Origin of the sequence: Paenibacillus sp. MABNR03 (assembly GCF_050455445.1) — a bacterium.
Classification (GTDB): domain Bacteria; phylum Bacillota; class Bacilli; order Paenibacillales; family Paenibacillaceae; genus Paenibacillus; species Paenibacillus xylanilyticus.
In genome coordinates this window covers 202,046-228,804 of record NZ_JBCIYR010000003.1, presented here as the reverse complement: position 1 = coordinate 228,804, position 26,759 = coordinate 202,046, and the positions used below count along the sequence as shown (strand labels likewise).

The following is a 26,759-nucleotide window of genomic DNA, read 5'->3' as shown; positions in this document are numbered from 1 at the left end:
TCCAGTCGAAACTAAAAATACCTCGCAAGAATAGCAGCTATCGGCTGCTTTCATGCAAGGCAAGAGCCATTCATCCCTATTTCCGATCTAGAAAAATGAATGGAGCGCATGTTTTATATAATCCGACTGTTCAGCAAAAAGCGTAACAGGTGCTGCATCCACCCTGGACGTGAAGCACAAGAAGGATAGGGTTAAAATCAAGAAAGAGAGTAGACAGCTCGCCAGGAGCAAGGAAGTGAACTTCGTTACGATTCCCAATTTTCTCATCCATCCTGCCTCCTGTTCGCCGTATGTTTCCGGTGTCCTGTTTTTCATTGGCTGCCAGGTGCCATAGCCATCTTCAGAATGGCACCCGCTACGACATCCGGTTGGCTGTTATGAATATAATGCTGGGCATGAGGGACAATTTGCTGGTTTCCCTGTTTGGACCATGAGGCAAAATCTGCTTGGTCTGCCTCCCATGCCCGGCTTCCCTCACTGGGTTGATCGGAACCGGCCGTCAGGATGGTCAGCGGGAAAGAAAACTCCTGTTTGTTCGCCAGCACGCGGGCTGCGTTGATCTTGGAACGACGAATCTCATCCATCACGTTGTCATTGTATGCATGCTTCAGCGTGGAGATGGTGGCGGCTTTTTTCATCGGTTCAGCAACCAGCTCCGGGTCAATGACCAGCGTTGCCATCATTCGATCCGAATGCAGCAAAGTACGCGCAATACCTGTTTTCACCAGGAACCTTGCTGAATCAAAATACCATTCCGGCGTATCCATCTCCGCCGTACTGTAATATTCAGGACTGCCTCCATCGATCATGACCATGCCTGCCACTTCATCCGGATACATCTGTGCAAACCGAATCGTCTCCAGCGATCCCAGAGAGTGACCCACCATAATGTAAGGCGGGCGCTGACCGGATTTGCGCAGCAATTCATGAACTTCTTCCACAATCGTATCGATATCGCGCGGACGCTCCGTATAGTCGCTGTATCCATAACCGAATCGGTCATACACTGCAATCTTTACGTCGGATTTCAGCTTGTCATACAGTGGACTGAAATCCACATATGGATTTGGCGTTCCCCATCCTGATGCCAATACAACCGTTGATGTTCCCTTTCCTGCCGTGTAGAGATGCATATTGCGTCCACTCACCTCATACAGCTTGCCAGGCGGCGTATATGACCTCATATCCTGTGTAGACTGATATGCCTCATAAGCCGTACCTGTAAGCAGCAGCAAGCCCGTCGCCAGCATCAGCCCGCCCAATACTTTCAGCCCTCTCCGTAAACCCTTATTCATCGTTTCTCTACCCCTTACACGCTAATCTCATCTTCTAAGTCGCGCTAAACGATCCTATATGTATTCTTCAATCCTACCCAAGTTCTGTAGTAACCGGAACAATCCAGAGTCCAGTTCTTCCCCCAACCAAAGTCCAGTTCACTACCCCTACCCCGCGACGGAGAAGGGGCTGTCTGCACCTTTTAGAGGAGACAGACAGCCCCAAGCATACAAAAAAAACCGCCAATCTCCGATACCGGAAACTTGCGGTTCTCCTCTTCATCTAGATTCAGGCTATTCTGCCCCAGTTACAGTTGCAGCGTCAGGCCGACTGGGCAGTGATCACTGCCCATCACATGGCAGTCGATATGCGCATCTTCGACTTGCGGTGCCAGCTGGTTGGACACGAGAAAATAATCAATGCGCCAGCCCACATTCCGCTCTCGTACCTTGGGCATATAAGACCACCAGCTGTATATGTCTGTGCGATCCGGGTACAGATGCCGGAAACTGTCCACATATCCTGCAGCCAGCAGCTCGGTCATCTTTCCGCGCTCTTCCAGCGTAAATCCCGAGTTGCCCATATTAGGCTTCGGATTCTTCAGATCAATCTCCTGATGGGCCACGTTCAGGTCACCACAAACGATGACCGGCTTGGTCTGCTCAAGCTGCAATATATACTTCAGGAAGCGGTCTTCCCACTCCAGTCGATACGGAAGACGAGTCAGATCCCGCTTCGCATTGGGCGTATATACATTCACCAGATAAAAGCGGTCAAATTCAAGCGTAATCATCCGGCCTTCCGGTTCGCTGTCTTCCTCCATCCCGTAACGGACGGATAACGGCTTGATCCGGGTAAATACGGCTGTGCCGGAATATCCCTTTTTTATGGCATAGTTCCAGTATTGATACACATCTTCCCCGAGATCCATCTCAATCTGGCCTGCCTGCAGTTTGGTCTCCTGCACACAGAAAATATCGGCCTGACTTTCCTGATAATAATCCATGAATCCTTTGGTCACACATGCCCTTAACCCATTCACATTCCAGGACACCAGCTTCATATCCTCATCTCCTCACATCTCACCAATATAGCATGGGCCAATTCAGGAGGACAAGGCGGATGGCCTGGAAATGATGCTTAAATGCGTTCAGAACAAGTGGCCAACTAGGTAAACAGCCACTGTAGCGCTTCGGGAAAATGTTTGGCAAAGAATAGCATGTCATGTGTTCCGCCGTCTTCTTCCACGTAGGTCAAACGATCAACGGGATACCCCTTTGCCAGGATCATTCTGCACGCTGCACGTGTATGGTCCAGCATATGAGCCTGAATGACCAATATATAAGAGGAAGTATGCTGCTGGGGAAGAACCCATCCGGTAGTGGATTTGATCTTCTCAATATCCCGTAATTTTAAGGTCAGACGATCAAGCGGATGTTCGGAACCAACCAGGCGCTCCTTGTTAAAGTTTTGGGAAATCATCGATTCTCCTGCCTTCATTTGATAACCATTCTCATTTACTTCGTCTAGTAAATCAAATTTTCACAGAATCGCACGATTTATCCCCTTGAGGCAAACCTGATTGCCCTGCTCATCAATATCGGCAGACCGGAACAGGGTCCGGTCTTCATTCGGCCGCAGGAACCGCGGCCTATCGCCTTTTGGAATCCTTAAGGGGACAGAATGCCTATAGATCGCTTTTTAACTTGGAGAACAGAGCAAGATCGATGTATCTTCCTTTTTCAAACTCATGCTGCCGCAGCAGCCCTTCCTGTTGAAAACCCAGCTTGTGCAGCAAACGGATCGAAGCCTCATTCAGCGGTTCCACTTTCGCTTCGATTTTGTTCAATTGCATGTTCACGAAGCCAAAATGCAGCACGGCATGGGCGACCTCGGTCATGACCCCCTTACCCCAGTAATCGGGATGCAGGTCGTATCCAATCTCTGCTCGGTTATGTATATCTTCTCTATTGAGGAACCCACAGGTACCAACAACCTTACCGGACCCCACATCTTCAATCATCCATCGCAAACCGGACTGCTCTCTGAAAATCTTCGCATACCAACGCATCTCATCCATCGCATCATCTACAGTCTCAAAAGGCGTAAATGGCATAAACTCAACAACCGTTTTATCGGAGTACAATGCCAAAATATCGGGAGCATCCTGTTCTGCCGCTTCTCGCAGGTTAAAACGCTCGGTCTTAAGTATAGGGAATTCGTCAAATGCAAACGGGGTACTCATGGATCGTCTCCTTTATGCTGGACTGTCATGAAACTTATCTTCAAGCGTATAGGCAGGTGTCTTCCATGTCATTGTACCAAAATATTCTATAAAAAGACTCCTTTCTTGCATAGCAGATGATAAAAAGCAATCACCGTACTAATCCGAAAGGAGTCTTGCTGAACACGTTTAACTGTACCTATCTATAATTGCTGGCCATTCTATCCGATCACAAACCATGGATAACGGGACGGCTCGTCATACAAAAGTCGAATCCGATCAGGCGCGCAACCTTCCTCATCAAATACGAGCAGTTCATTCTCTTCCTGCAGCCAGGAAACAGGGATTTTGTAATCCTCCTGCGGGCCGATCTGCCAATAGCGTCCCAGATGATGCCCATTCAGATGGAGCGTTCCCTTGCTCATCCCGGTAAGGCGAAGCATCAGATTCACTTCGTAAAATTCCGAAACAATGGGACGGGAGAAACGCCAGCGGTACCACACAGGCTGACCGGATGAACGATCAACCATAGGATTGGCAGTACCATTGCCACCATGGCGGGCAAAAAGCGAATTGGCCTCGGGATTACCTGATTTGTTCGATGGATCGGGTGTCAGTGTTCCCCACTGCTGTGGAAGTATAGCTTCGCTGCCTGCCATGCGCCAATTGGACAGTTCATCTTCATTTCGATACAAGATAAGCTCAAGACGATTCAATGGGGCTTGGCTATAAGTCATCTCCAGTGTATTGACCTCGCCCGATTTCACATAAGGTGATAAATCCACCGTATGGAACGAAAACCAGTCCTGGTATCCTCCCATGGGTACATCGATGCCATTAATTCGCAGTCCTTTGCTCACTGCTCCAACCAGAATGGCACGGTCCATGCCATCCAGTGTAAAGCTCCTGCTCAGTAACGGGTTTCCTTCGAGATCATTCACCTCATCCAGATGAACCATCCCAGCAGCTGCTTGCCAGTCTCGCCGGATATCCTGAACCGAACCGCCAAGGTACACCGGTCCAGCTAATCCTTTGCTCTCTCCCAGAAAAGGTGAGAAATTCAGTCGGCCCATATGCTGGACCAGGATCTGCAGTCTGTTCGTTCCTTCGGCAGTCCTCACATTGACGCCAGCTGCACCAACCTGCCTCACCAGTGCCTGTTCCACACCATTTACATATATTCTGGCCGTATCCTGAAGACCCGGCAGAATGAGATGGCTCGAACCGCCCGCATCACTGTGGAAGTCGCATTCATAGAGCAGATATCCGTAATCCTGTCCATATTGCGCAAAGTGTTCCGGCTGTCCGCTTGGCGATCGCCCTTCCGCTTCCAACGTCACACGCGATACGTCCGGGGAATCGGATAACTTCGGAGGCATTGGGGGCATGGTCAGCTGAAGCTGGTGAGTTCCTGTCACCGACTTGTGATCACCTGCATCCCCCGCGCCGCTGAACTCAGCCACTGCATCCCAATCAATAAGATCACGTCCAGTCAGCGACTGTTCCCCGTCGGTCCAGCCACCAAGGAGTAGAATTGTGCGATCCATATCGGAGATCATGCCCCTGACCTGACCGGATGGCAGAAGGACAACCTCATCCAACCCAATGGCATAACGCAGCTGCTCCGGATTCGTACCTTCGATTCTCCAGGTGCGGTCCATCGCTTTACTGTCCAGCACAATGATGCGGAGAGGAACGCCGCCCGCCTCCAGACGAACCGTTCCTGGTTCCCGGAAATGGAACAGATCAAGACGCCGAACATCGCTTACCGGATCATGATCAAGAAGCAGCTGCATGCTGCTGCTTATGACTCGAAGTGAGGGTGCCTCCAGTTCAACAACCGAACGCTGGCCCGTGTCTCCTACAATGAATAACGTCCGTTCTCCATTCACGATCTCATTGCCTGTAATCAGTGCACCACTGGTCAAAAAGACATCGTCCGCGATCCGGACCCGGTGGAAAACCGGGACAATCTGACCCGGGTTCAAGACAACAGGAAGCGTCCGTCCTTCTTCCAGCGTAATGGGCAGCGTCTCACGTTCCTCTCGAAAACTCTCCAAGAACCAGATATTCTGGTTACCAGCACGCCTGCCTCTTAAGGAAACACCTTGCGGAAGGTGTACGTTAATCCCTGCTTCGGGAACCTCTTCGCTCTCCATTAGAAACGCTCCGAAAGTATTCACGAAATAAGACCACTTCTTGGTTACGGCATACTTGGGTGTTACACGCCCGTATTCGTTCAGCGGCGCATCATAGTCATAGGAAGTGACCATGAAAATATCGCTGCTGCCCACGGTCCTTCCACCATATCCACCGAAATTGGTGCCGCCGTAAAACATGTAATGGCTGATTCCTGTATACCCTGCACGGAGAATTTCCATCAGTCGCTTTTCCATCAATGGCGCTGTTTTCTGAATGGCAGATGGCCCGCCCCAGTTCTCAAACCATCCGGTCCAGAATTCCGTAACCATCTTCGGCGTATCCGGCTGTTTCGCACGCAGCTTCGCATAATGACCGTCAGCGCCTGACCAGAAGTTGGCCCCTTCAATCGTGCCCTCTGCCCCGCCTACACAGGTGATAAGCGGAACGTCGATCCCGCGGCGCAGAAGCCCATCCCTAAGCACATTCATATGATCGCTTGCTGCGGCGTCATTCATTAGATACCCGTATTCGTTCTCGACCTGGACGAGAATAACGCTGCCTCCGGCGGAAATCTGGCGCTCGCGAATGATCGGTACGATCCGGTCAAAATACAGATCCACATAGTGCAGATAGGTTTCGTTGTTTTCACGGAATTTTATATTCGGCTTTGTTTCCAGCCAGTAAGGGAATCCGCCAAAATCCCATTCCGCACAGATGAACGGGCCGGGACGTGCGATGACCCACATGCCCAGTTCTGCACACAGATCCAGGAAGGCTCCGCAATCGCGATCTCCATCAAGTACCCATTGTCCTTCCTCAGGTTCATGCACGTTCCAGGCAAAGTAGGTATCGATACAGTTCATGCCGGCCAGCTTGGCCTTAATCAGTACCTTCCGCCACTCTTCCCTCGGCATCCGGAAGTAATGAATCGTTGCACTGTTCAGAAATACACGCTGTCCATTCCACATGAAGCTGCGCTCATCGTAGCTCAGCTCTGAATAAATCTTGTTCTCAGCCCCAGGCTCTGTATTCTTCTCCTGCTCATGAAGCAAAAGGGATGGTTTCTCTGTCAAAACGTTTCCCCTCCTTCTTTTGTGTTTGAGTTCATATGTCGTATGCTCGCGTTCTAACAAACTGCATCTATCTACGATTGTTCTTCTATTTATTCGTTCACTTGTAACGTTACGCCTTCCAGGACAAGCGTTGTTACGGAATTGTCTGCTACAGACACTTCCAATCCATTGGCATACACCGGAACGTCATCAAGCTGTTCCATATTTCGGTCCGGTGAGGTTTGGTAGACCTGTGTCGTGGATGAATTCGCGTAATCAAAAGACTGCAGCTCAAATGCCTTTTTCCCGCCAGACAGCTCATTGCGGATGACAAGCACCAGTCTCTGACGCTCTGCGTCATAGGCGGCCAGCGTGCGGCCATCATCGGTCGGAATCATCTTCGCGCCTGGACGAATGAACTTGGTGAACTGGGCCATGCCGTAATACTGTTTGGTCATCTCATACTTTTCTTCCCCGTTAAAATTGGCGTGAATGAAGCCCCAGTTGTTATTCGCGCCTTCATCTTCAACCGCCTGCCAGTAGACCCAGGCCGAAGGCTGCATGATTTTCAGATCAAACATGATGCGCTCGGCCAGCTCCTGTACCGATGTCATGTCCTCATGATTGTGCGGCTCACTGCCTCCTGTACCATACTCGGACATCCACAGTTTCTTGCCATGCCGCTCAGCCAGTGTGCGCAGCTCCTCCATTTTGCTTCCATTATAAGAGTGCGTATTGATCTGGGCGATCACATCCAGCGTATCCTGATCATAGATGCTGAAATTGTGCACCGTCTCGTCAATGCTGTTGTCGTCCGCAGCACTAATGACCGTGCCATCCAATCCCTTGCTCTTCAGCGATGCAGCCACCTTCTTAATGATCTCGGCCTGCTTGTCATTAGTGAAGTGGCTGCCTTCCTGCATGTTTCCTTTCTTCCACCAGTCCGAGGAAGGTTCATTGAGCGGATCAAGCGTCCGGAACGTAATGCCCCACTCATCCCGGTAATGCTTTACCACTTCGGTCAAATAATCGGCAAAGGCATCATACTGATCCTCACGCAGATTATTCCCCCCATCTACGGCACCCGTGACCGATCCGCTGATCGTCATCCAATAGGGTGGAGAGTTGGAGAACGCTTCAGCAATGTTCACTCCGCGTTCCAGCGATCCCTGCAGTACAGCCCGCTGCCCTGCGTCCGCCTCCCAGTCCCACTCGCCGGGTTCAGGCTGGAAACCGGGAACATCTCCGCCGGGGCGAAGTGCCTTCATCTCCGGGTTTTCCTCTCCGCCGATATTGTAGCGAACGATATTCAGTCCCAGCCCTTTTTCCGCATCAAAGACCAGGTCCATGACTTCATCAACCTTCGCCTGATCCTTCCAACCACCCAAATCATTGGCCCACCACGCAAGCGACGTGCCCCATCCTTCAAAATGGTCATAGGACTGTTCCAGCTGCAAACGTACCGGCTCACCCTCAAATGCAAGCGGCCTGGACTGTTCATTAGCAAAATGATTCATGATCATTCCTCCTCCCGCAAGCAGCGCAATCAGGGCCACACCCATCAGGATATAGCTCCGTTTGCGGCTGCTGCGTCGTTTGTTATCCGCCATGGCTGATTCAACCCTTTCTCCATGCACGTTGATGACATCCACCCTGATTCACGATCGGTTCAATCACTGTACGACCACCACTCGTTACTTGATTCCGCTGCTGCCTCCGCTAATGTTGGCTTCATAGACATAACGCTGTCCAAACAGATAGACCAGAACCATCGGGATGGTCAGGAACAGGGAGGCAATCATGACCAGGTTCCATGGCGGCATCTGTCCACCACCTACCGTGGTCAGGAGCTGAACACCGAGCGCAAGCGGCATTTTCTCCGGATCATTGATGTAAATGAGTGGTCCCATGAAGTTCCCCCAGTTATAGGAAAACGAGAATATAGCGATGGCCGCCAAAATGGGATACGTCAGCGGCATGATGATCTTCCAGTAGATTCCCGGATGTCCCATGCCGTCGATCATCGCTGCTTCATCCAGTGATTTCGGGATACTCATCACGAACTGACGGATCAGGAATACGTTGAACGCTCCCGCAAAGAAGCTCGGTACGATAAGTGGATAAAATGTGTTGATCCAGTCCAGATGACGGAAGATGATGAACTGCGGCACCATCGTTACCTCACCTGGAATCATCATCGTGCTCAGCAGGACGATAAATAGAAACCGGCTGCCTTTGGCCTTAATACGTGCGAAGCCGTAAGAAACGATGGAAGCCGACAATACCGATCCCACGATGGTGAACACGGTAATAATGATTGAATTTTTCAGATAAGTACCCAGATTGTTGTTGGTGAAGATCGTGTAGAAGTTCGACCATTGAAACTCCATGGGCACGAAAGTAAAGGCTGACTTCACAGTGGTAGCGTCACTCGCCAGCGCGATCGAGATCATGTACAGGAAGGGCGAAGCAAGCAGCACCCCGACCAGAATCAGAAAAATGTAGGATATCGTTTTTTCCGCAGTGGATGGATTACTCATTGGCTTTTCCCTCCTCGTAGTGCACCCATAGTGCCGATGAACGAAACACGACCAGGGTGAGCGCCATGATGATAATGAACAGCACCCAGGCTATGGCTGAGGCGTAGCCCATTTTGTAGAACTGGAAAGCATTCTGGAACAGGTAGGGAACGACCATCTGGCTCGCATTGTCAGGTCCGCCTGCTGTAACAATGAACACCTGCGCAAACGTCTGCAGCGCTCCGATCATCCCGGTGACCAGGTTGAAGAAAATGACGGGCGTGAGCATCGGGAAAGTAATATGGAAGAATGACTGCGTGCTCTTCGCCCCGTCAATGGCAGCAGCCTCGTACAGCTCCTGGGGAATGCCTTTCATACCAGCCAGCAGCAGTACCACGCCACCCCCAACGCCCCAGAGGGACATAAGAATCAATGCAGGTTTGACCCAGTTGGGATCGAGCAGCCAGGCAGGACCCGGAATGCCGAAGATCGACAGAGCCTTGTTAATCAACCCTTCGGTCGGTGCGAGCAAATGAATAAAAAGCAGCGAGCTTGCTACGACCGGCACAACCGACGGCAGATAGAACAAGATGCGGAAAAAGGTAATGCCTTTGATTTTTTTGTTCAGATAATAGGCAATCCAGAGGGAAATCGACATTCCCAGCGGAATGGATATTAATGCGTAGAAGAACGTATTGCCCACGGACTTCCAGAACAGCGGATCATCGGTGAGCAGCGTTTTGTAGTTGTCGATACCGATAAATTCCGGGGTCTGGAACAGATCCCAATTGGTGAAGCTCATATAGATGGAAAACAGGATCGGACCCAGGGTAAGTCCCAGGAAACCAATCAGCCAAGGCGAGATGAAGAGATAAAACCATTTCCCGTCTTTTTTTCTCACGTTAAGCCCTCCCCATGACGTAGAGAGCAGATGGAGATTCGCACAGGTTTATGTGCTGCGCTCCATCTGTCCCGCTGTCCATGCTATTTGTAGAGTCGTTCCAGTCCACTCTGAATTTCGGTTACCGTATCATCCAGTGAAGCCTTGTTGTTGAAGTAGACACCCAGCTTATCGTTGATCAGTTTCATCATTTCGTTCCATTGCGGGTTGAACGGTTCGGCATAAATGGTCGATTCGCTGAAAGCAGCCATGTTGATCTTCTTGCCACCGTATTCCGCATTCAGGAATTCATCGCTGGACAGTCCCGCCTTCGTAGCCGGTGCATCCTGTCCCGCCTTGATCATCGGCATCTGTGCCTCAGGCGTCGTCAGTGCTTCAATGATCTTAAACGCTTCCTCCTTGTGTTTGGACGCATTCGTAATGGTGAAGCCGTTAAAGAACGCGTTCGTCTCACCCCATACCGGAGAGATATCCCAGTTGATGCCTTCCACCTTGGCAAGTGAGCCGATGTTCCAGAACCCTGTGGTCTCCATCGCGATTTTGCCTTGAGCGAACAGTGGGTCTGCACCGATATTGCCCATGTCGGCAATCTCTGTTGGCGTTGGACCTGCACCGTGCGTGAAGATCAGGTCATTCATGAACTGCAGTGCATTACGTACCGGTTCAGTATTGAAGGTTGGCTTGCCACTCTCGTCAAACAGCGAGCCGCCATTCTGGTAGATCAGCTGCATCCATTGCGGCCACCAGCTTCCCGGGTAGTACCCCCATTGAACCGTCTTGCCGTTCTCCTTCACCGTCAGCTTTTTGGCTGCTTCGAGCAGGTCTTCCTGAGTCCAATCCTTGGTTGGGTATTCCACACCAGCCTTGTCGAACAGATCCTTGTTATAAAAGAGTACCATCGCACCTGCGCGGTCCGGCATACCGAACTGCTTGCCGTCGTACTTCATGAGGTTGGCGATGTCATCGGAGTAACGCTCTGACATATTTACATTGTTCGCCTGGATCATTTCATCCAGCGGAATGATCTGATTTTTAGAGGCGTACGCCTGATAGTTCTCGGCAATCATCATGATGTCGGGTGCTGTGCCCCCAGCGATCATGGTCTGTACCTTCTGGTCATAATCTCCGGCAACCACGTTAAGCTTCACGTTAATATCGGGATATGTCTGTTTCACAATGTCGAGTCTCTCCTGGTAAATCTTCTTCTCATCCTCCGAGCCCCAGATCGTCATGCTCAGATCAACCTTGCCTCCGGCACCGCCGGCGGAATCACCGCTGTCTCCGCTGCTGCAAGCTGTCAGAACCACGACCATAACCAACATCACTAACGAAATGACCTTTAAACTTCTTCTCATACGGTACGCCCCCTCGAAATAATGAATGGATGACCACACTGAAACCCGTTTCATGAAATGGGTTTCATAAAGCTTAAAACTAAAACCCGTTCCACTTCATGAAAGGGGTTTCATTTACGGACTCATTATATTTCACCTTCCGAGGGAATGTCAACGCTTTCTTTTCCAGATGTCCGTCCCTTTATTGCTTCGCTGGCCCTGTGCTCTGACGGATGATCAGCTCCGGTTGCAATACGGTCTGCTTCTTCACCTGTCCCTGATTAATCAGCTCATGCAGCTTATCCACCGCCAGCTTGCCGAGCTGATACGTGTTCTGGGACACAGTCGTCAGTTCCGGAATAACAGCACTGGCCAGCGGCGTATCATCGAATCCAACGATGGAAATATCCTCCGGAATCGACAAGCCATGCTCAATCGTCGCCTTAATGGCACCAATGGCCGTATAATCGTTCACGCAGATCACTCCTGTCGGAGGGTTGTCCTGCTCCAGCAGCTTGGTCATCTCCCGTTTGCCGTCATCGATGGAGAAACTGCCGAGCAGCTGGCGGTCCTTCGGAATTTCAAGCCCATGCTCCCGCAGTTTTTTCTGCACAGCCTTGACCTTGACCATCGTTGTGGACAGTTCTCTCAATCCGCCCACAAAAGCGATATCCCGATGTCCCAGTTCCAGCAGATGCTCCGCAGCGAGTACAGCCCCTGCCGCTTCATCCGTGTAGACCCGGTGGAAACCTCCTTTGGGAATATTGCCATTGACCAGTACAATCGGCATGCGTTTGCCCATATCGATCAATTCCTGGGCCATGTCATCCGGACAGTGCTGCATGTTGATTCTTCCCCCGAGAAATATAATGCCGTCCACCCGTTTTTCTCGCAAAATGGACAGGTACTCGGACTCCCGGTTGTAGTCTCCCGCCGTATTGCACAGAAAGAACGTGTACCCCAATCCGCGTGCCTCATTCTCGGCACCCCAGAACACTTCCGGGAAGAACGGATTGGTAATGTCGGGAAGGATGATGGCAATCGTGCCCGTCTCTTTCTTGATTAGACTGCGCGCCTGCGCATTGGGCTGGAATTGATGCTTTTCAATAATCGACATGATCTTCTCTCTCGTGCTTGCCCGTACGGGTGCCGTATCGTTGAGCACCCGGGAGACGGTCGCTACAGATACGTTCGCTTCTTTGGCAATGTCATAAATGGTGATCGGTGTCATAAAAGGAACCTTCCTTTGTCTCTAATTTTCCTGCTTATCATACCAGATAAGGATGGGCGATGAAATGGGTTTCATTCAGGTGAGCGAATCATTTTACACTGGATCACTGTGCAGTCAGAACCATCTTCGATCGCTGTTATCCCCAGATTTTTCTGATTCCCTATATATAAGGGGAAAATCCGGGGATAAAGGCGAACGCTCCGCTTCTACAGATTGGTTCTGTCCTCTCCGTTATTGTGTAATTGTTTAGTTCAACTTATATAGCGTGTCAAAATAAACAGCTTGCTGTCGGCATTTACGATCTGTGTGCCGTTCTTCAGCTGCACAAGGGGCGTATCCCAGTGCGTATGTCCACAAAAGACAACCGTCCCCGGCCCGGCCTCTAGGGCCTGCCGGATCAGCGGATATTTTCCTTTATTTTAGCGTCGATTCCCCTTCTATTTTACACCACTCGCCCATATATTAGATTGTAAGCGAATTCATAAGGTGATTAGAGGAGTGTGAACGACGTTATGATCATTCAGGTCAGCCCGCTGGCAGAATCAAGACTTAACGCGATGCTGGGAGATCGGCCAGGCTATTTAAAGCTGTTTTATGACACCGATGGATGCGGATGCGACGGCACTGCGGTCCTCCTGATCGTTAACGAACCGGATAGTGACGACATTCCGATTGAATCCGGTACGCTTCCTTTTCTCATCAACAAACAGCAGCAGATTTACTTCGAATCCAACCTGCGACTGCAATCGGAAAACAGCTTCCCTTCCTATCGTCTGAGCAGTGATTCCATGATCTATGGCAGCAATGTCAAGGTCCATGATCTTCGGGATACGGCAAACGCTTCACCAGAGCCGCTCAGCTGGTTCGTCCGCTGATTTATTTTACTACGCCTAAACACATATGCAAAAGCCGGTACTCCAGGGTGGAGTGACCGGCTTTTGTTATGAAAGTTACGGAATATTATCTTATCACTCCGAATTTCCTTTTATCGTGATGCCTTCATCTCTAAGTTCACGCTTGACCAAACTGGTTTTCAAGTCTACATTATCATGTAAGCTATTCAAGCCTGAAGATTCACAAGAGGAGGAGCTCTTATCACACAATCTTATGACGTTATTATCGTTGGAGCGGGCTCCATGGGGATGAGTGCAGGTTATTATCTCGCACGGAGCGGGTTAAAAACACTGCTAATCGATGCCTTTGATCCCCCACATACCGAAGGCAGCCATCATGGAGAGTCCCGATTGATTCGCCATGTATACAGTGGGGGACCTGATTACATAACCATGGCGCTTCTTGCCCAGAATTTATGGCAGGAGCTGGAGGATATCACTGGAAGTAATCTGCTTGTTCGTTCAGGGGTCATCAACATGGTTGATCCAGACTTCCATTCGTTTCGCGACCGGTTGACTCATGCAGATGCAGCGGGTGTGCCATATGAAGTCATGCGTGCAAGAGAAGTTATGAAGCGCTGGCCAGGGATTACCATACCCGAACATTACGAGGGCATGTATGAACCGGACGCTGGTTATCTGTTCAGTGAACGCTGCATTCTGGCTTATCGGCAAGCCGCAGAACAACAGGGTGCCACCCTGTTAACGCATACTCTTGTGGAGCATGTCGAATGTGGCCCACATTCCGTAGCGGTAAAAACGTCTGCTGGTGATACATATCACGCAAATCAGCTGATACTCAGCCCAGGTGCCTGGTTTCAGACGTTGAAACCGTTCGTGGACCTCCCGATCCGTGCCGTACGCAAAACAGTAGGGTGGTTTGAAGCACCGGAAGCATTGTTCGCCGAGGAACAATTTCCTGGTTTCACGCTGTCCGGACCAGAAGGTGTTTATTACGGATTTCCCAGCATTGGTGGGGCCGGAGTGAAGATTGGCCGTCATGATACTGGACAAGAATGGACACCAAGTAACGCACTGGCTCCATTCGGTACGGAAGAAACAGACGAGGGTGATATTCGAAGATTGCTTGAGCAACGGATGCCGCTGGCGGCCGGCAAGCTAAAACGTGGCAGCGTATGCAAATACGAAATGACGCCTGATGAGGACTTTATTATTGATCGTCACCCGCTGCATGAGCATGTTTGGCTGGCAGGCGGATTTTCGGGTCACGGCTTCAAATTTGCTAGTGCGATTGGCAAAATACTGTCCGATCTGGTACAGACAGGACATACGGACCAGGATATCTCGAGGTTTGCCCTGTCCCGATTCGCCAAGACGGGCATCTCCTCAACACCCTAAATTTAAAAGACGTGCAGGGACATCATCAATCATTACCGATTGGGGTCCCTTGCACGTCTTCTTCATTTACACCGTTTAGTTAAAGCACATGACCATTATGATGCCTACTTAATGCGCCAGATGGTTACATCATTTGCTTACATCATTTGTTAATTCGTTTTAAACCTTAATGCTTCCTCAGCAAGCCGTTTGGTCAAAGCATCAATCGTTTGCACCATCTCTGCCAAATGTTCCGTCATGCCTGCTTGCTCCTGCATCGTTGCAGTCACTTCCTCAACCGAAGCTGAGACTTCTTCACCGGAAGCAGACAAGTTCTGCGCAGCCCCAAGGACATCATCCTTGTCCCGCTCAATGGATTCGATCTCGGAGGCTATGGCCTGTATCTGGTCCATGATCTCATGCATATTTTGCGTAACAAAAGTGAAGGTTTCCTTGGTTTGGTCCACACTGCTCTTATGCTGCTCCGCTATGGCCTCAATGGCTTGTACGCTGCGGTTGTTCTGCTCGACATGTTCGATCGTCTGCATCACAATTCGTTTGATGTCCTCCGATTGTGCCGTCGTCTGTTCTGCCAGTTTGCGGATCTCCGAAGCAACTACGGCGAAGCCGCGTCCCTGATCTCCCGCTCGTGCAGCCTCAATGGACGCATTGAGTGCAAGCAGCTTCGTCTGGTTCGCAATTTCGGCAATCGTACCCGTAATCTGATGAATGCCGGAGGAACTCTCGGCAAGCTGCACTGTAATTTTTGAAATATTGCCGACTTCGATCTCGTTCTGATTGTTCACGGCTATGAGCTTATCGACAACCTCATGATTGTTTTCGAATGCATCGGTAATCTCATCCGCCTTACGTTTCACCGCCTGCGACTTCTCGTTCACGCTGGCAATTTTGCTTCCCACATTCATGAATTTATCCACGATGGATTCCGTATCGCTCGCCTGTGATTCCATCGCCCGCGAAATTTCCATTGCCGTCGTTGTTGTATCTGCAATGGATGCGGAAGTCTGCTGCGTGGATTGATCCAGCTCGGTTGTGCTTGTATTCAACGTATGAATGGAGCTGTTCATGCTGGAGATCAGCTGTCTGTTGGCTCCCGCCATCGTGTTGAAGCTGTCAGCCAGTTCCTTGAACTCCCCGCTGTATTTGCCTTCTGCCCGAACAGTCAGGTCTCCGCCTGCGAGCTGTCTGAACAGTCCAGTCAGTCTGGTAATCGGTCTCGTTACCAGAAGTGAGATCAGAATTCCGGCTGCAATGGAAATCGCTATGGCACTGAACAGCACGATATACATTTTCGTTGCCATGGATACGAGCGGCTTGCGCACATCCTCGTATGTATCCTCCACAATTATGGTCCAATCAGAGCGTGGGATTTTCGAATAGAATACCACTTTTTCTTCCGAGCTGATTTCCCCCTGCTGCAGCTGTTCGCTTGGAGGCAAATCGATCAATGTCTGATATTCCCCGGACTCCATCTTTTGGCCTGCCATCTTCTCATCGGATGAATTAAACATGACCGTACCTATACGATCCAAAATGATGACGTTACCCTCTTCATTAATCTCAATGTCTTGCAGCTGGTTAACGAAGAACGACGTGGTTGCGGTAGACACCAGCACGCCTTCCACTTGGTTATTATCATTGTAAATTGGCATGGCGAACGCCGTACCCAACGTCCCGAGCGTTTTCGAAATAATCCCGTCGCTGATTACATTTTGGCCTTGAATGGCCTTTTTGAAATAATCACGATCTGCACGTTCCCCTTTGAGAGCCGACGGATCGTTCGCGGAAACAATTGTCCCTTCCTTGTCCAGCAAAATAATATTGCTGTTACCTTCCATCCCTGCGAGACTATCTGCCAATATGCCATTGGCTTTGTCGATCAGCTCACTATTTTCCGTAAAAAACTCATCATCACTCTGTCCTTCGCTATTTCGAATCTCCAACAGGTCCTGGAATGTACGATGTGTTGTAATCAGGAACGTGGACTGTTCTTCCAACGTTAGCGAGGTGAACAATCCCGCACCGATCCGGTCGGAAGTCGCCTTAATTTCGTCCTTGCTTTTATCTAGCGTGATACTCTCTGCCACTCTGTAACACAAGACTGCCGTTGCCACCAGCACCACACATACCAGCAAACTGATCATCAGGGGCAATCTGACCCTGAAAGACATGTTCGCCATGCTCCCCTTCACCTTACCGAATAACTTCAAACCATTACACCTTCCATTCTCATCATGATGTAGTCCAATTTTATGTATTTTCTTTATATCGGAATTTATCTCTGAATTGTTCAGTGGAAACAGCATTGGCTTAGAATATTTTGAGCCTGGGCACACGTATACCATTAAAACCTCCCAGGCAGGGGGGATGGTGCCTTGCTTCCTTTCACATTCGTGCAGTTCCTCTGTAGCTTTTTCCCAGATGCTTTCTAGGACAAAGGGGGCGACAACCGATTGATAAATATAGACTTTGGTTTAATACAAATTATGACATCACTTACGTATAATCAAAGAAATACATATTTATTAGGGAGAGAACAGGAATTGAATACAAAAATGCCCACATTATTAAACGTCATCCGCGCCTTATTGGGGGTGCAGACGATCTATATCGGGATTGCCATGGGCTTTTTAATCTACGATATCCTGCTGCATGGCGATGATTACGCCGCGTTTCCACTATCCGATCAGGTCGCATATTTCACGAATGCTGGCATCCGTACCCTGCTGATTCTGGGACCACCGATCCTGACCATGGTATTCATTGCTAAACGGAGATATAAACTGACGATCACCTTTATGAGCCTTACCTTCTTGTTTACTGCTGCGTTCCTCCAAAATTTCCTGGTGCTGCTGCATCTGTTTATGCTGCTGGTCCTTCTGCTCCACAAACCGAGCAAGATGTATCTCAAGCAGGAAGCTCATGTGCGGCAGTACTCGAAGAGGGATCTGCAAGTATAGATTTAGTTGTAGAATGGAGTCTGTGAATAGAATGTTAAAACCAAAGTTACCCGCATTGCTGAATGGAGTTCGAATCTTGTTGAGCTGCAAAATCATTTTCTACATAATCACCTTTATCGTATTTGTTTCTATTTTCAGTCGAAATCCAGAAGCCTATCTTGATCCTCCGATTACAGGAAGCGATCTTGGTGACGTCTCTGCCGAACTAACCGCCAGAATAATGTTTTGGGTGATTCCCAGTTTACTTGCTGTCTTTTCCATCACCCAACGAAAGTTCAAATCCACTGTTACGTTCCTGAGTATTGCTTTATTTATGGGTGTATTAAATGAGGGACTAATAGCCGCACTTATTCAACTTTATGCTTTATTAGTTGTGTTACTGCATCGCCCAAGCAAAAAATTCTTGAAACGACAGGATTCAGATGTTACAGCCACAAAGTATGTTGCCAAGAAGAGCCTGACCTAATCGTCAGGCTCTTCTTCTATATATTGATTGATTTTGTTACTAAGTAAGAGGGAGATGATTTTAAAGAAGTCTATCAAAAGCTAGCTCAGCAGGAGTATACAAATTGTAAGCAAAAAAATCCATGTCTCAGTTCGACGTGGATTTAGGGGTGTTCTGTTTATGAGTTTCTATTATGCCAGGATTGAACGAACATTGCGTAGAACGGATTTCATGAATTCGGAGTCCGGTTCGACATGCCCTGCAATGTGGATACGCCGCTGCCGTACATCCAGACTCTTTAACTGATCCGTCAAAACAACACCCGTAAATGGCTGTTCTTCTGGTAGAGCTACTTCAAAAGGATAGTCCTTGGCCTGGCTAGTTATGGGGCATACAGCGGCAAACCCCGTTACTTCATTAAACTCATGTTCGGATAAAACAACAGCTGGTCGCCTCCCGGCCTGTTCATGACCCGCTTGGGGATCAAAATCAAGCCATATCAAATCTCCTCGCTTGGGAATGATCACAGCAACTCTTTCCCTTCTGTGCCAAAGTCGATCTCTTCATGTCTCGTATCCTGTTTCACTTTAGAGAGCAGCGTCTTTAGATGGGTACGCAGCTCCTCGTTGGATTCTGTAGGCTTTGTTTTTGGACGCAACAATAATTCATTATCTTCTGTCACCAAAATTTCGATTTCCGTACCTTCCTCCAGATTAAGGCGTTTAAGCAATTGGTTCGGAATACGAATTGCACTGCTATTTCCCCATTTACTCAGTGTGGCTGTTGTCATCGCAATCCCACGCCTTTCATTTGATAGATGCTCCAATTATATCTCACCCTTCAGTAATTGTATATCCATATGATATACATAAGATGATGGAAGGATACATGGTATTCATCTGTAAAATGAGAAGTGTACAGCCTATCGTTACGTAGCTCAATTCAGTGTTTCCCCGGATAAAAAAAGCTCCTGCCAACACAAGTGGCAGAAGCTTACCGGACAGGTCATGGGAGTGGGTACCACCATCATGGCGGTCAGCTTTTCCTTAACCCAGCTCTGCAATCCGCTGCCCTATGCGCGGGAACAATTCAAAGGCATTCTCATAAAACACCTTCTCATGATGCTGCTCCGGCACGAGTCTGCGGATAAATTCTGCATACAGATCAATCGGCGCGAGCGGCCAGTCGGTTCCGAACAGCATTTTCTCGTAGTGATCGGAATACACCAAGGCCCGGCGGAAATGATCCATGAACAGTGGCTCATTCATGAACCGTTCAAAATGCGGCCGATCACCGACCACAAGGCCGGACAAATCCGCGTATACATTAGGATTCTTTGCCACCACTTCGGCGGCATCCATCACCCAGGGATCACCCAAATGACAGATCATGAAGTTCACCCCACGCTGTTGAAAGGCTAATTCATCCACGGTTAGCGGATGTGCATACTTCAGCAATCCATTCATTGAGTACGTATCCCCTGTATGAATGACGACGGGCACATTGTACTTGGCTGCCAGCTCATAGATTGGAGTATAGATCTTATCATGGACGTAGTAATGGTAGTATCCTGCGTACAGCTTGATGCCGGCTACCTCGGGAGCTTGCAACCGTGCTTCAATTCGGTCAAGTTCGTCCTGAGCGTGTTCACCGCCAAGCTGATTCGGGTTGATACCAACACATTCCATAAGGAATGGCGGCACCGCTGCTTCCAAATTGAGGCCCATCGGATTGGGAGAACTGGAATCCGGGAACACGCCCTTCGTCTGCTCCGTAACCCCCATTCCAATACCAAGAATGACATCGTTCTTATCAAACTCCGCCTTGAGGCCAGCGGCAGTGTAGTCCACTTTCGACAGATCGATCGCCGTTCGATGGAAACTGTCGATGTCCGACAGATGAATGTGAATATCAATGATTGGCATAGGAAGCCTCCTTATCGTCGTTAGAGGCCGCAAAGGTTAGTCGTAGAAGGCTGCGCATATCCTCTGGATGCAGAGTGAGCTGCCCCAAGATCAGATAGGTCGGCTTCGTCCAGACTGTTTCCCCATTGGGAATGGACAGATGCTCACTCACATTTAGGCCGAGCACCTGGTTGTTCGCAAATGTCCAAGCGCTCTGATTGGGATAACCATCTACAGCGTACAGCATGTTCTTACGCGAAGCCGCTCCCACCCGCAAGAGCCCATTCAAATGAAGACCCGCATCCACTTTCCCGAGAGGAAAATGCCCTTGCTCGGGGTGATCCAGCCAGCCCTCTTCAAAAACAAGCGAAGTCTTTAAGAACTTCTCCTCTGTTAGCAAATAATCCGTTAGCGCCAAGCCGCTCTTGTTGGTCACTGAGTGCAGCGAACAGAGAACAGGAACGCCGGGCAGCATGAGGTAATGCTGATGAACGGTGATTCCCCGATTCGCTTCATGCTTCTCAATGGACGTCGTGATCCGAATTCCTCTCCAAATGTTACCGTACTGATCCCTCCGCTCCGTCCAAGCCGCACTTCTCTGCTCCAGCTGACGGCTGAAACCGTTCATACCAGGGATACCCACACCAAGTCCACCGTACCATGGATTCCACCAGGAACGCGGAGCAGCTTCCGGATATGAACTATCCAGCCATTCCTCGCCCTGGTACTTCAGGGAATGCACGATACTTCCGAAGCCAGGTGCAGCTGCCATCGAGAGAACCCCATTACTCACCGTGTATACCGGGCCTGCTGGTCCTTCTTCAATCACCCGATCGACGGCTGATCCCGTTTGTGGAAACCAGAGGGCGGTCCGTTCCTGAACGCGATCCTCTCCGCGATAAACGGCCCGAACCTTCCAGCCGAATTCACATATTTCTGTCGCAATCTTCTCCTCAGGGGAGAACTCCAACAGTGCGGAGCGAAGATCCTGCTCGCGGTTTAATGCCATATCAGCAGCTAAATACTCCGGCGCACCACCATTCTGCACGTACAGTTCCAGGTTTCCGGCGAGTGGAACCATCTTCCGTTCGTTCAGTTCCGCTTGCAGTGTGCCCGAGACAAACGGATTACCGCCGCCCAGTACCAGCTCAAGATGGTCATCCAGAACAGGCACAACCGGATCGCGCTGTTTACGGGCAAAAGAGCGGAAATCCTGCCACTTGGCAAAGGTGTTCAACGCAAATACGGTAGCCTTCGTCCGTACGACGGCTCCTGCCGGAATTCGGCCTAGATCATGTTCCAACCCCAGCGTGTATTCCGGACGAAGCAGCTTCAGGGAAGGGTCCCAGCAGATACCGCATGCACCATACGCTTCCTTGCAGAACAACCAGTTCTCCGTGATCTGTGCGCTATCCCAATGGTTCGGGTCACCGGCGTAATCATCTCCCATGTCCACATAACGGCCTTGGTACGGAAGAATAAGCCTGCTCCCATAGAAACCGAAGTTGGTCATCAAAAACATGTTCTCTTCCAGCTCTGTACTGTGAGTATTGCCAATTTCGTGGTAGAATTCTGCGATCCCATTTGCAGACAGCTTGACGACGGACTTGATCTGCAAACCAGGGAAGTCCTCCGAATCGTACAGTGCTTCGAGAACCTGACGTTCCCCTTCGGGATAGATGTTCACATCTTTCGCCTTTTTCTTGGATAACTCTTCTGCAAAAGGCTTTCCCAGCTTCGGGTAAGTCCACCAGAACGTGTGACGTGATCCAGGATATTCGATCCACATCGTATTATCTTGCCTGCTCATATGGAGGGAGAATGCGCCGTTCACGGCCACCCACTGCTCTCCATTTTCTCCACCATATCTTCCATGAGTTCCCTTCATCAGAACAGACAACTTGGTTGTGAATGATACTGCCTCTTGGCCTGCCGGAACCGCCGTTACCTTTACTTCTTGCGAATAGAGACCATACGAACGCAAGGTGAAGGACACCGGTACAGATGTTTTGCCTTTGGCAGGAACGGTGAAGCGTACCGAACGTTCTGCCCACTCCAGGAATTCATCCTCCGGCAGGTCAAAAACGAACTCCGCTTCGGAATCATAATTATTTTCCACGTTCAGATACAGCTCGGCCGAAATACTTGTATAGAGCTCCTTCACGGGCAACGCCGCGTTGATCTTGGCCGGGAATTTCGGGGCGACGCCCATACGGAACTCGGCTTTCCTGCCACCGATTAGCCATGTGCTGGCGACAACAGGATGGGTTTTCATCTGGTTCTGTTCCTCTGTAACGGGATCAAGTTGGAACTCGCCCTCCACGATGATCGTCTCTCCCGGTGCAACTGCTTCAGCAGCGTTCAGAGCAAAACGAATATTTTTGTTATTCCGTCCCTTGATCTCGAACTTCAGCTCGGACGCTGAACGGTTCTTGATCCGATAGCGAACCTTGTATGTGGAGCCGAAGACCAGGTCATGATCGTCGATCTCTGTGAAGATTTCGTAATCCGGTGTTTCGAGAGCGCTGAGCCCGCGACCCGACTTCTCGAACTCGGCGCGCAAGGAGATATCTCCCTTTTTCCAAGTGTAGTCAAAGAAATCGAAACCACGCTCCCGCCGGCCATCCGGCTCAATGGCGAGTTCACGCGTGCTGTCTGCGTACCAATCCAGCTCCGCAAAATAAGGAGCGAGCGCTTCGGTCTGCAAGATGGTGGGGATGAAATTCATCAGGTGCACAGTGTCATCTTTTTTCTCCCAGAAGAATCCGCATTTCTTGTACATCGGCACAGCCTTCGTGTTGCCTGCCCAGGTGAACAGATCCAGACGGGGCCACCCCGCTTCCACGGTTTTGCGAACGGCGTTCAGGATCAGATTGCGTCCGACTTTGTAACCATGATAATCAGGGCGCACATTCAACAACGGTACATACAGGGCATTCTCGTCATGGCGGTAGTGGGCGAAACTGCAGAAGCCGATTACCTCATTCTCATGAACGGCAAGAAACACATGAAGATTGGACGAACTCTCCATCTCCCGGCGCACGGTATCTTCCGTTCTCTGGTTCGTGCCGCCTCCCCAGCTTTCATTGCTGCGGTTCCACATATCAGCGAGTGCGGCAGCATAGGATTGGTCATATTCGATAATGCGGATTTGTTCTAGATTTGAGGTTACTGTCATGTCTCTATCCCCTTTGCTTTATGTATAGAATTGTCTTCTTGCTCATACGAAATGGGCTTGTTCGACAGCGCAAAGATGATAGAGTCCCCGTTTGCTGAAGCTATCGATAGTCTTATCATACTATAAATGGAAACATTTTCAGATAATCAAAAATATTTCTTTTTTCTGCGGCGTGTCTTTGAATTGGACGACCTGGGTATTGGGGCATTTTACTGCACCGGGCTTCAATACTGACGATACACAGCTCATCTACCCCTAAATCCGTGATCAGGTGGGTTCGTAAGCCCTTTTCCAACGCACGCATATCCTTTCGATCATTGCCGTACCATGCAATGCAAGCGATAATCAATATGGCACATAGAATTAAAATGTTTCTGAGGGTTCTCACGTCTCCACCCTTCCTAGTCTGAATAACCTAAATGTTCAAACACATCCTCCTTCAACGCTTTCACCTGTAGAATTTTTTCCGCTGGAGCACGCTCTGCTGAATCCTTCTGATCCACATTGAACTTGCCCTGCTCCAAAGACGTAATCCAATAACCGTTGTGTTTTTCGTCCCAGGACAGGAATAAAACATATCGGTATCCTGCCTGCATTGGCGTGTAATCCCCATAGGTATACCTGGTGACTCCTGTGTAAATTCCTTTGTTTCTGACAATATATGTTGGCTCCAAGACATGAATGTAGTCCTTTAATTCCTGGTGACCTTTATTCCCAAGAACTTGATTGATTTCTACACGGGTAACCGTATATCTCGTTTCGGATTCACTCTCTTCTTTATTGATATGGACAGACTCATCTGTCGCCGTAACCTCCACAATAAGATCAGCATCCTCGGATAGTTCCTGATAGCTATTAAAGATTTGATGATCCGCATCAATCGTAATCGTATTTACAATCGTTTGATCTGCAATGATGTAACTCCCCCCTGCTATGAGGGCAATGATCAACACCACGAACATAAATGGTTTGTTGTACATCCTCTCTGACCTCCCTTTAAAACCATATATATACTAAATGATTGTTTTCTCCCGAATGTTTCACTTGAATCCAAAAAACACGACTGATTATAGTCATCTGGATATAGATTTGGCCTGACATTTCAATCTAAACGGATGTTTAATTGAAATAGTTGTTGCAAACGGAACAATGTTCCGTATATAATCGGAACGTGGTTCCGTTTAACTCCGTCCTTTAACATAACAAGGCGGCGCAGGTCACAAATTGATGCAAAAAAGGAGATTATTATAATGATGGAAATCAAGACTAATACACCCACCCCCGTCTTCTCGGTGAAACCGGTAGTGCTATCAGCCCCGGGCCGTGGTGAGGATTTGCAAGTGAGAGTGTCTGCACCGGTAATTGGTCGCGACTTGCCTATTATTATATTTTCCCACGGCTTTGGCTGGTCATTGGATGGCTACGGTCCGTTGGTCGACTTCTGGGCTGCTCAAGGCTTCGTGGTCATTCAACCTACCCATCTCGACTCTAGGACGTTGAACCTTCCTCCTGACGACCCCCGTACACCACTGATCTGGCGTTTTCGAGTCGAGGACTTGAAGCGCATCCTCGACCAACTGGATCTCATTGAAGCGTCCGTTCCCGGGCTCAGTGGACGCCTTGATCGAAGCCGTATCGCTGCAGCCGGACACTCCTTCGGCGGCCAGACGGTAGGGATGCTGCTCGGCGCACGAGTCCTCGATGCCCATGGTGAACCGGGAGAGAACATGTCCGACTCGCGGATCAAGGCGGGCGTGTTGCTTGCTACGACTGGAAAGGGCGGAGCTGACCTTAGTCCGTTCGCGGCTGAGCACTTTCCCTTCATGAACCCAAGCTTCGCGGACATGAGCACACCAACCCTAGTGATCGCGGGAGACCATGACCAATCCCCACTGACTACTCGGGGGCCAGACTGGTTCACCGACCCGTACTTCCTGAGTCCAGGCAGCAAGAGCCTGCTCACCCTCTTCGGGGCAGAGCACTCGCTCGGCGGCATTTCCGGCTACAGAGTTGCGGAGACAACAGACGAGAGTCCTGAACGAGTTGCCTTAATCCAGCAGCTTACACTGGCTTACCTATGCAATGCATTTGGTATTGATGATTCCAGCTGGGTAGCAGCATGTTCAGCTCTGGCAAAGAGCGACAGTCCGCTCGGACGTATCGAGTCCAAATAAGGAATTGGTGATCGCATCAATTTGAAAAAATAACAAAGCTCAATCAAGCATCTTTTAACAACTTATTGACGATTATTTTGTAGATCGGACGAAATAGTTCAAACCGGGACGATAGTCGTTTCGGAATGCTTACGAGTATAGCTTGAAGTATGTGATAGCAGTCTTGAACACAAATAATTGTATAAAAGGAGATACCACGCGTATGGAAATTAACATTAGCTCGCCTGCTCCAACCCTTTCGTTCAGTCCGGTAGTCCTTTCAGTTCCCGGTCGTGCTGTAGACCTGCAAATGCGGGTAACCGCACCGGCGACCGGAAGCGAACTTCCGATCATTCTTCTCTCGCATGGGCATGGTCCATCCAATCATCTCTCCTCACTGAACGGATATGCACCACTCGCCAATTTCTGGGCAGCACATGGATTCGTCGTCATCCAGCCGACCCACCTGAGTTCGAGAACGCTGAACCTCGGTTCGGGTCACCCCGAGGCGCCGCTATACTGGCGATCCCGGGCTCAGGATATGACGCATATCCTTGATCATCTAGACATAATCGAGTCCGCTGTTCCGCAGCTTCTCGGGCGCCTCGACCGGAGCAGAGTCGCGGCAGCTGGCCACTCCATGGGCGGGCATACCATAAGCCTGCTGCTGGGAGCGCGGCTCACCGATCCTTATGACGGAACAGAAGTGAACTTGGCCGAGCCCCGGATCAAGGCGGGCGTACTACTTGCAGCACCCGGCAGAGGCGGCGATGCACTCAGTGCATTTACGATCGAGAATTATTCCTTCTTCTCCACTACCGATTTTTCTAAAATGAAAACACCTGCACTAGTTGTTGCTGGGGACAAGGACAACTCCCGTCATCTGACGGTTATGGGCGCAGATTGGCACACTGATCCGTATTTCCTTTCCCCGGGACCCAAATCTCTGCTCACACTGTTCGGTGCAGAGCATGGACTCGGTGGAGTGTCCGGCTACGATGTCGCCGAGACGACGGATGAGAATCCTGAACGGGTAGCTGCGATTCAGAAACTCACCTGGGCTTATCTCCGTACTGAACTCTATCCGGAAGATTCCGCATGGGATTCAGCATGTATGGCTTTGGCAAGAGAAGATAACCCACTGGGTCGTATCGAAACCAAATAAGAAACTGACTGATTGACTGAAGGA

23 protein-coding genes are annotated in these 26,759 nt (G+C 49.8%); 6 read left to right on the top strand and 17 right to left on the bottom strand.

What is annotated here, in order from left to right; translation table 11 throughout:
- Positions 1-87 precede the first annotated feature (87 nt).
- The 11 genes from AAIH57_RS16270 to AAIH57_RS16220 form a co-directional block, all read right to left on the bottom strand.
- Entirely contained in the window at positions 88-267 is a 180-nt protein-coding gene (locus AAIH57_RS16270; protein WP_430022380.1) for a hypothetical protein, read from the bottom strand.
- Positions 268-311: 44 nt separating this feature from the next.
- Positions 312-1,295: an alpha/beta fold hydrolase gene (locus tag AAIH57_RS16265; protein ID WP_430022379.1), complete on the bottom strand. Its 984-nt coding sequence runs from the start codon at positions 1,293-1,295 to the stop codon at positions 312-314.
- Positions 1,296-1,582: 287 nt separating this feature from the next.
- Positions 1,583-2,338, bottom strand: coding sequence for an exodeoxyribonuclease III (locus AAIH57_RS16260; RefSeq protein ID WP_430022378.1), 756 nt, complete (start codon positions 2,336-2,338; stop codon positions 1,583-1,585).
- A 104-nt stretch (positions 2,339-2,442) separates the two neighbouring features.
- The gene (locus AAIH57_RS16255; RefSeq protein ID WP_430022377.1) at positions 2,443-2,757 is read right to left on the bottom strand and encodes a hypothetical protein; all 315 of its coding nucleotides are present in this window, start codon (positions 2,755-2,757) and stop codon (positions 2,443-2,445) included.
- A gap of 205 nt (positions 2,758-2,962) precedes the next feature.
- The gene (locus AAIH57_RS16250; protein WP_175397328.1) at positions 2,963-3,520 is read right to left on the bottom strand and encodes a GNAT family N-acetyltransferase; all 558 of its coding nucleotides are present in this window, start codon (positions 3,518-3,520) and stop codon (positions 2,963-2,965) included.
- A gap of 200 nt (positions 3,521-3,720) precedes the next feature.
- Positions 3,721-6,714 carry a beta-galactosidase gene (locus AAIH57_RS16245; RefSeq protein ID WP_430022376.1) on the bottom strand — a complete coding sequence of 998 codons (2,994 nt, stop codon included), beginning with the start codon at positions 6,712-6,714 and terminating at the stop codon, positions 3,721-3,723.
- An 89-nt stretch (positions 6,715-6,803) separates the two neighbouring features.
- Positions 6,804-8,330: a glycoside hydrolase family 30 protein gene (locus AAIH57_RS16240; RefSeq protein WP_430022375.1), complete on the bottom strand. Its 1,527-nt coding sequence runs from the start codon at positions 8,328-8,330 to the stop codon at positions 6,804-6,806.
- A gap of 57 nt (positions 8,331-8,387) precedes the next feature.
- A complete protein-coding gene (locus tag AAIH57_RS16235) occupies positions 8,388-9,233 on the bottom strand; it encodes a carbohydrate ABC transporter permease (protein WP_175397326.1) in 846 nt (281 codons plus the stop codon).
- A complete protein-coding gene (locus AAIH57_RS16230; RefSeq protein ID WP_095289650.1) occupies positions 9,226-10,113 on the bottom strand; it encodes a carbohydrate ABC transporter permease in 888 nt (295 codons plus the stop codon). Before AAIH57_RS16230 ends, AAIH57_RS16235 begins: the two co-directional genes overlap by 8 nt.
- A gap of 83 nt (positions 10,114-10,196) precedes the next feature.
- A complete protein-coding gene (locus tag AAIH57_RS16225; protein ID WP_175397325.1) occupies positions 10,197-11,468 on the bottom strand; it encodes an ABC transporter substrate-binding protein in 1,272 nt (423 codons plus the stop codon).
- 181 nt (positions 11,469-11,649) lie between these two features.
- On the bottom strand, positions 11,650-12,678 hold the full coding sequence (locus tag AAIH57_RS16220; RefSeq protein ID WP_175397324.1) for a LacI family DNA-binding transcriptional regulator: 1,029 nt from the start codon (positions 12,676-12,678) through the stop codon (positions 11,650-11,652).
- A 500-nt stretch (positions 12,679-13,178) separates the two neighbouring features.
- Between AAIH57_RS16220 and AAIH57_RS16215 the strand changes: the two genes are divergently transcribed.
- Together AAIH57_RS16215 and solA are read left to right on the top strand one after the other, a co-directional pair.
- Positions 13,179-13,553: an iron-sulfur cluster biosynthesis family protein gene (locus tag AAIH57_RS16215; RefSeq protein WP_312884322.1), complete on the top strand. Its 375-nt coding sequence runs from the start codon at positions 13,179-13,181 to the stop codon at positions 13,551-13,553.
- Between the two features lie 219 nt (positions 13,554-13,772).
- Positions 13,773-14,930, top strand: a complete 1,158-nt coding sequence (gene solA, locus AAIH57_RS16210) for an N-methyl-L-tryptophan oxidase (protein WP_312884330.1) — start codon at positions 13,773-13,775, stop codon at positions 14,928-14,930.
- Positions 14,931-15,079: 149 nt separating this feature from the next.
- Here solA and AAIH57_RS16205 read toward each other — a convergent pair whose 3' ends face one another.
- Entirely contained in the window at positions 15,080-17,110 is a 2,031-nt protein-coding gene (locus AAIH57_RS16205) for a methyl-accepting chemotaxis protein (protein ID WP_430022374.1), read from the bottom strand.
- Positions 17,111-17,473: 363 nt separating this feature from the next.
- On the opposite strand from AAIH57_RS16205, the gene AAIH57_RS16200 reads away from it, so the two are divergent.
- Positions 17,474-17,890 carry a hypothetical protein gene (locus tag AAIH57_RS16200; protein WP_430022373.1) on the top strand — a complete coding sequence of 139 codons (417 nt, stop codon included), beginning with the start codon at positions 17,474-17,476 and terminating at the stop codon, positions 17,888-17,890.
- Positions 17,891-17,921: 31 nt separating this feature from the next.
- On the top strand, positions 17,922-18,356 hold the full coding sequence (locus AAIH57_RS16195) for a hypothetical protein (RefSeq protein ID WP_430022372.1): 435 nt from the start codon (positions 17,922-17,924) through the stop codon (positions 18,354-18,356).
- A gap of 170 nt (positions 18,357-18,526) precedes the next feature.
- Here AAIH57_RS16195 and AAIH57_RS16190 read toward each other — a convergent pair whose 3' ends face one another.
- The 5 genes from AAIH57_RS16190 to AAIH57_RS16170 form a co-directional block, all read right to left on the bottom strand.
- The gene (locus AAIH57_RS16190; protein ID WP_430022371.1) at positions 18,527-18,862 is read right to left on the bottom strand and encodes a type II toxin-antitoxin system PemK/MazF family toxin; all 336 of its coding nucleotides are present in this window, start codon (positions 18,860-18,862) and stop codon (positions 18,527-18,529) included.
- A complete protein-coding gene (locus AAIH57_RS16185) occupies positions 18,859-19,125 on the bottom strand; it encodes an AbrB/MazE/SpoVT family DNA-binding domain-containing protein (RefSeq protein WP_246310988.1) in 267 nt (88 codons plus the stop codon). Before AAIH57_RS16185 ends, AAIH57_RS16190 begins: the two co-directional genes overlap by 4 nt.
- Before the next feature lie 256 nt (positions 19,126-19,381).
- Complete coding sequence (locus tag AAIH57_RS16180) at positions 19,382-20,260, bottom strand: amidohydrolase family protein (protein ID WP_430022370.1); 879 nt, start codon at positions 20,258-20,260, stop codon at positions 19,382-19,384.
- The gene (locus AAIH57_RS16175) at positions 20,247-23,417 is read right to left on the bottom strand and encodes an N-acetyltransferase family protein (RefSeq protein WP_430022369.1); all 3,171 of its coding nucleotides are present in this window, start codon (positions 23,415-23,417) and stop codon (positions 20,247-20,249) included. Before AAIH57_RS16175 ends, AAIH57_RS16180 begins: the two co-directional genes overlap by 14 nt.
- A 401-nt stretch (positions 23,418-23,818) precedes the next feature.
- Positions 23,819-24,397, bottom strand: a complete 579-nt coding sequence (locus AAIH57_RS16170) for a hypothetical protein (protein ID WP_430022368.1) — start codon at positions 24,395-24,397, stop codon at positions 23,819-23,821.
- A 273-nt stretch (positions 24,398-24,670) separates the two neighbouring features.
- Between AAIH57_RS16170 and AAIH57_RS16165 the strand changes: the two genes are divergently transcribed.
- On the top strand, positions 24,671-25,591 hold the full coding sequence (locus AAIH57_RS16165) for an alpha/beta hydrolase family protein (protein WP_430022708.1): 921 nt from the start codon (positions 24,671-24,673) through the stop codon (positions 25,589-25,591).
- Positions 25,592-25,793: 202 nt separating this feature from the next.
- On the top strand, positions 25,794-26,735 hold the full coding sequence (locus AAIH57_RS16160) for an alpha/beta hydrolase family protein (RefSeq protein WP_175397310.1): 942 nt from the start codon (positions 25,794-25,796) through the stop codon (positions 26,733-26,735).
- Positions 26,736-26,759 lie beyond the last annotated feature (24 nt).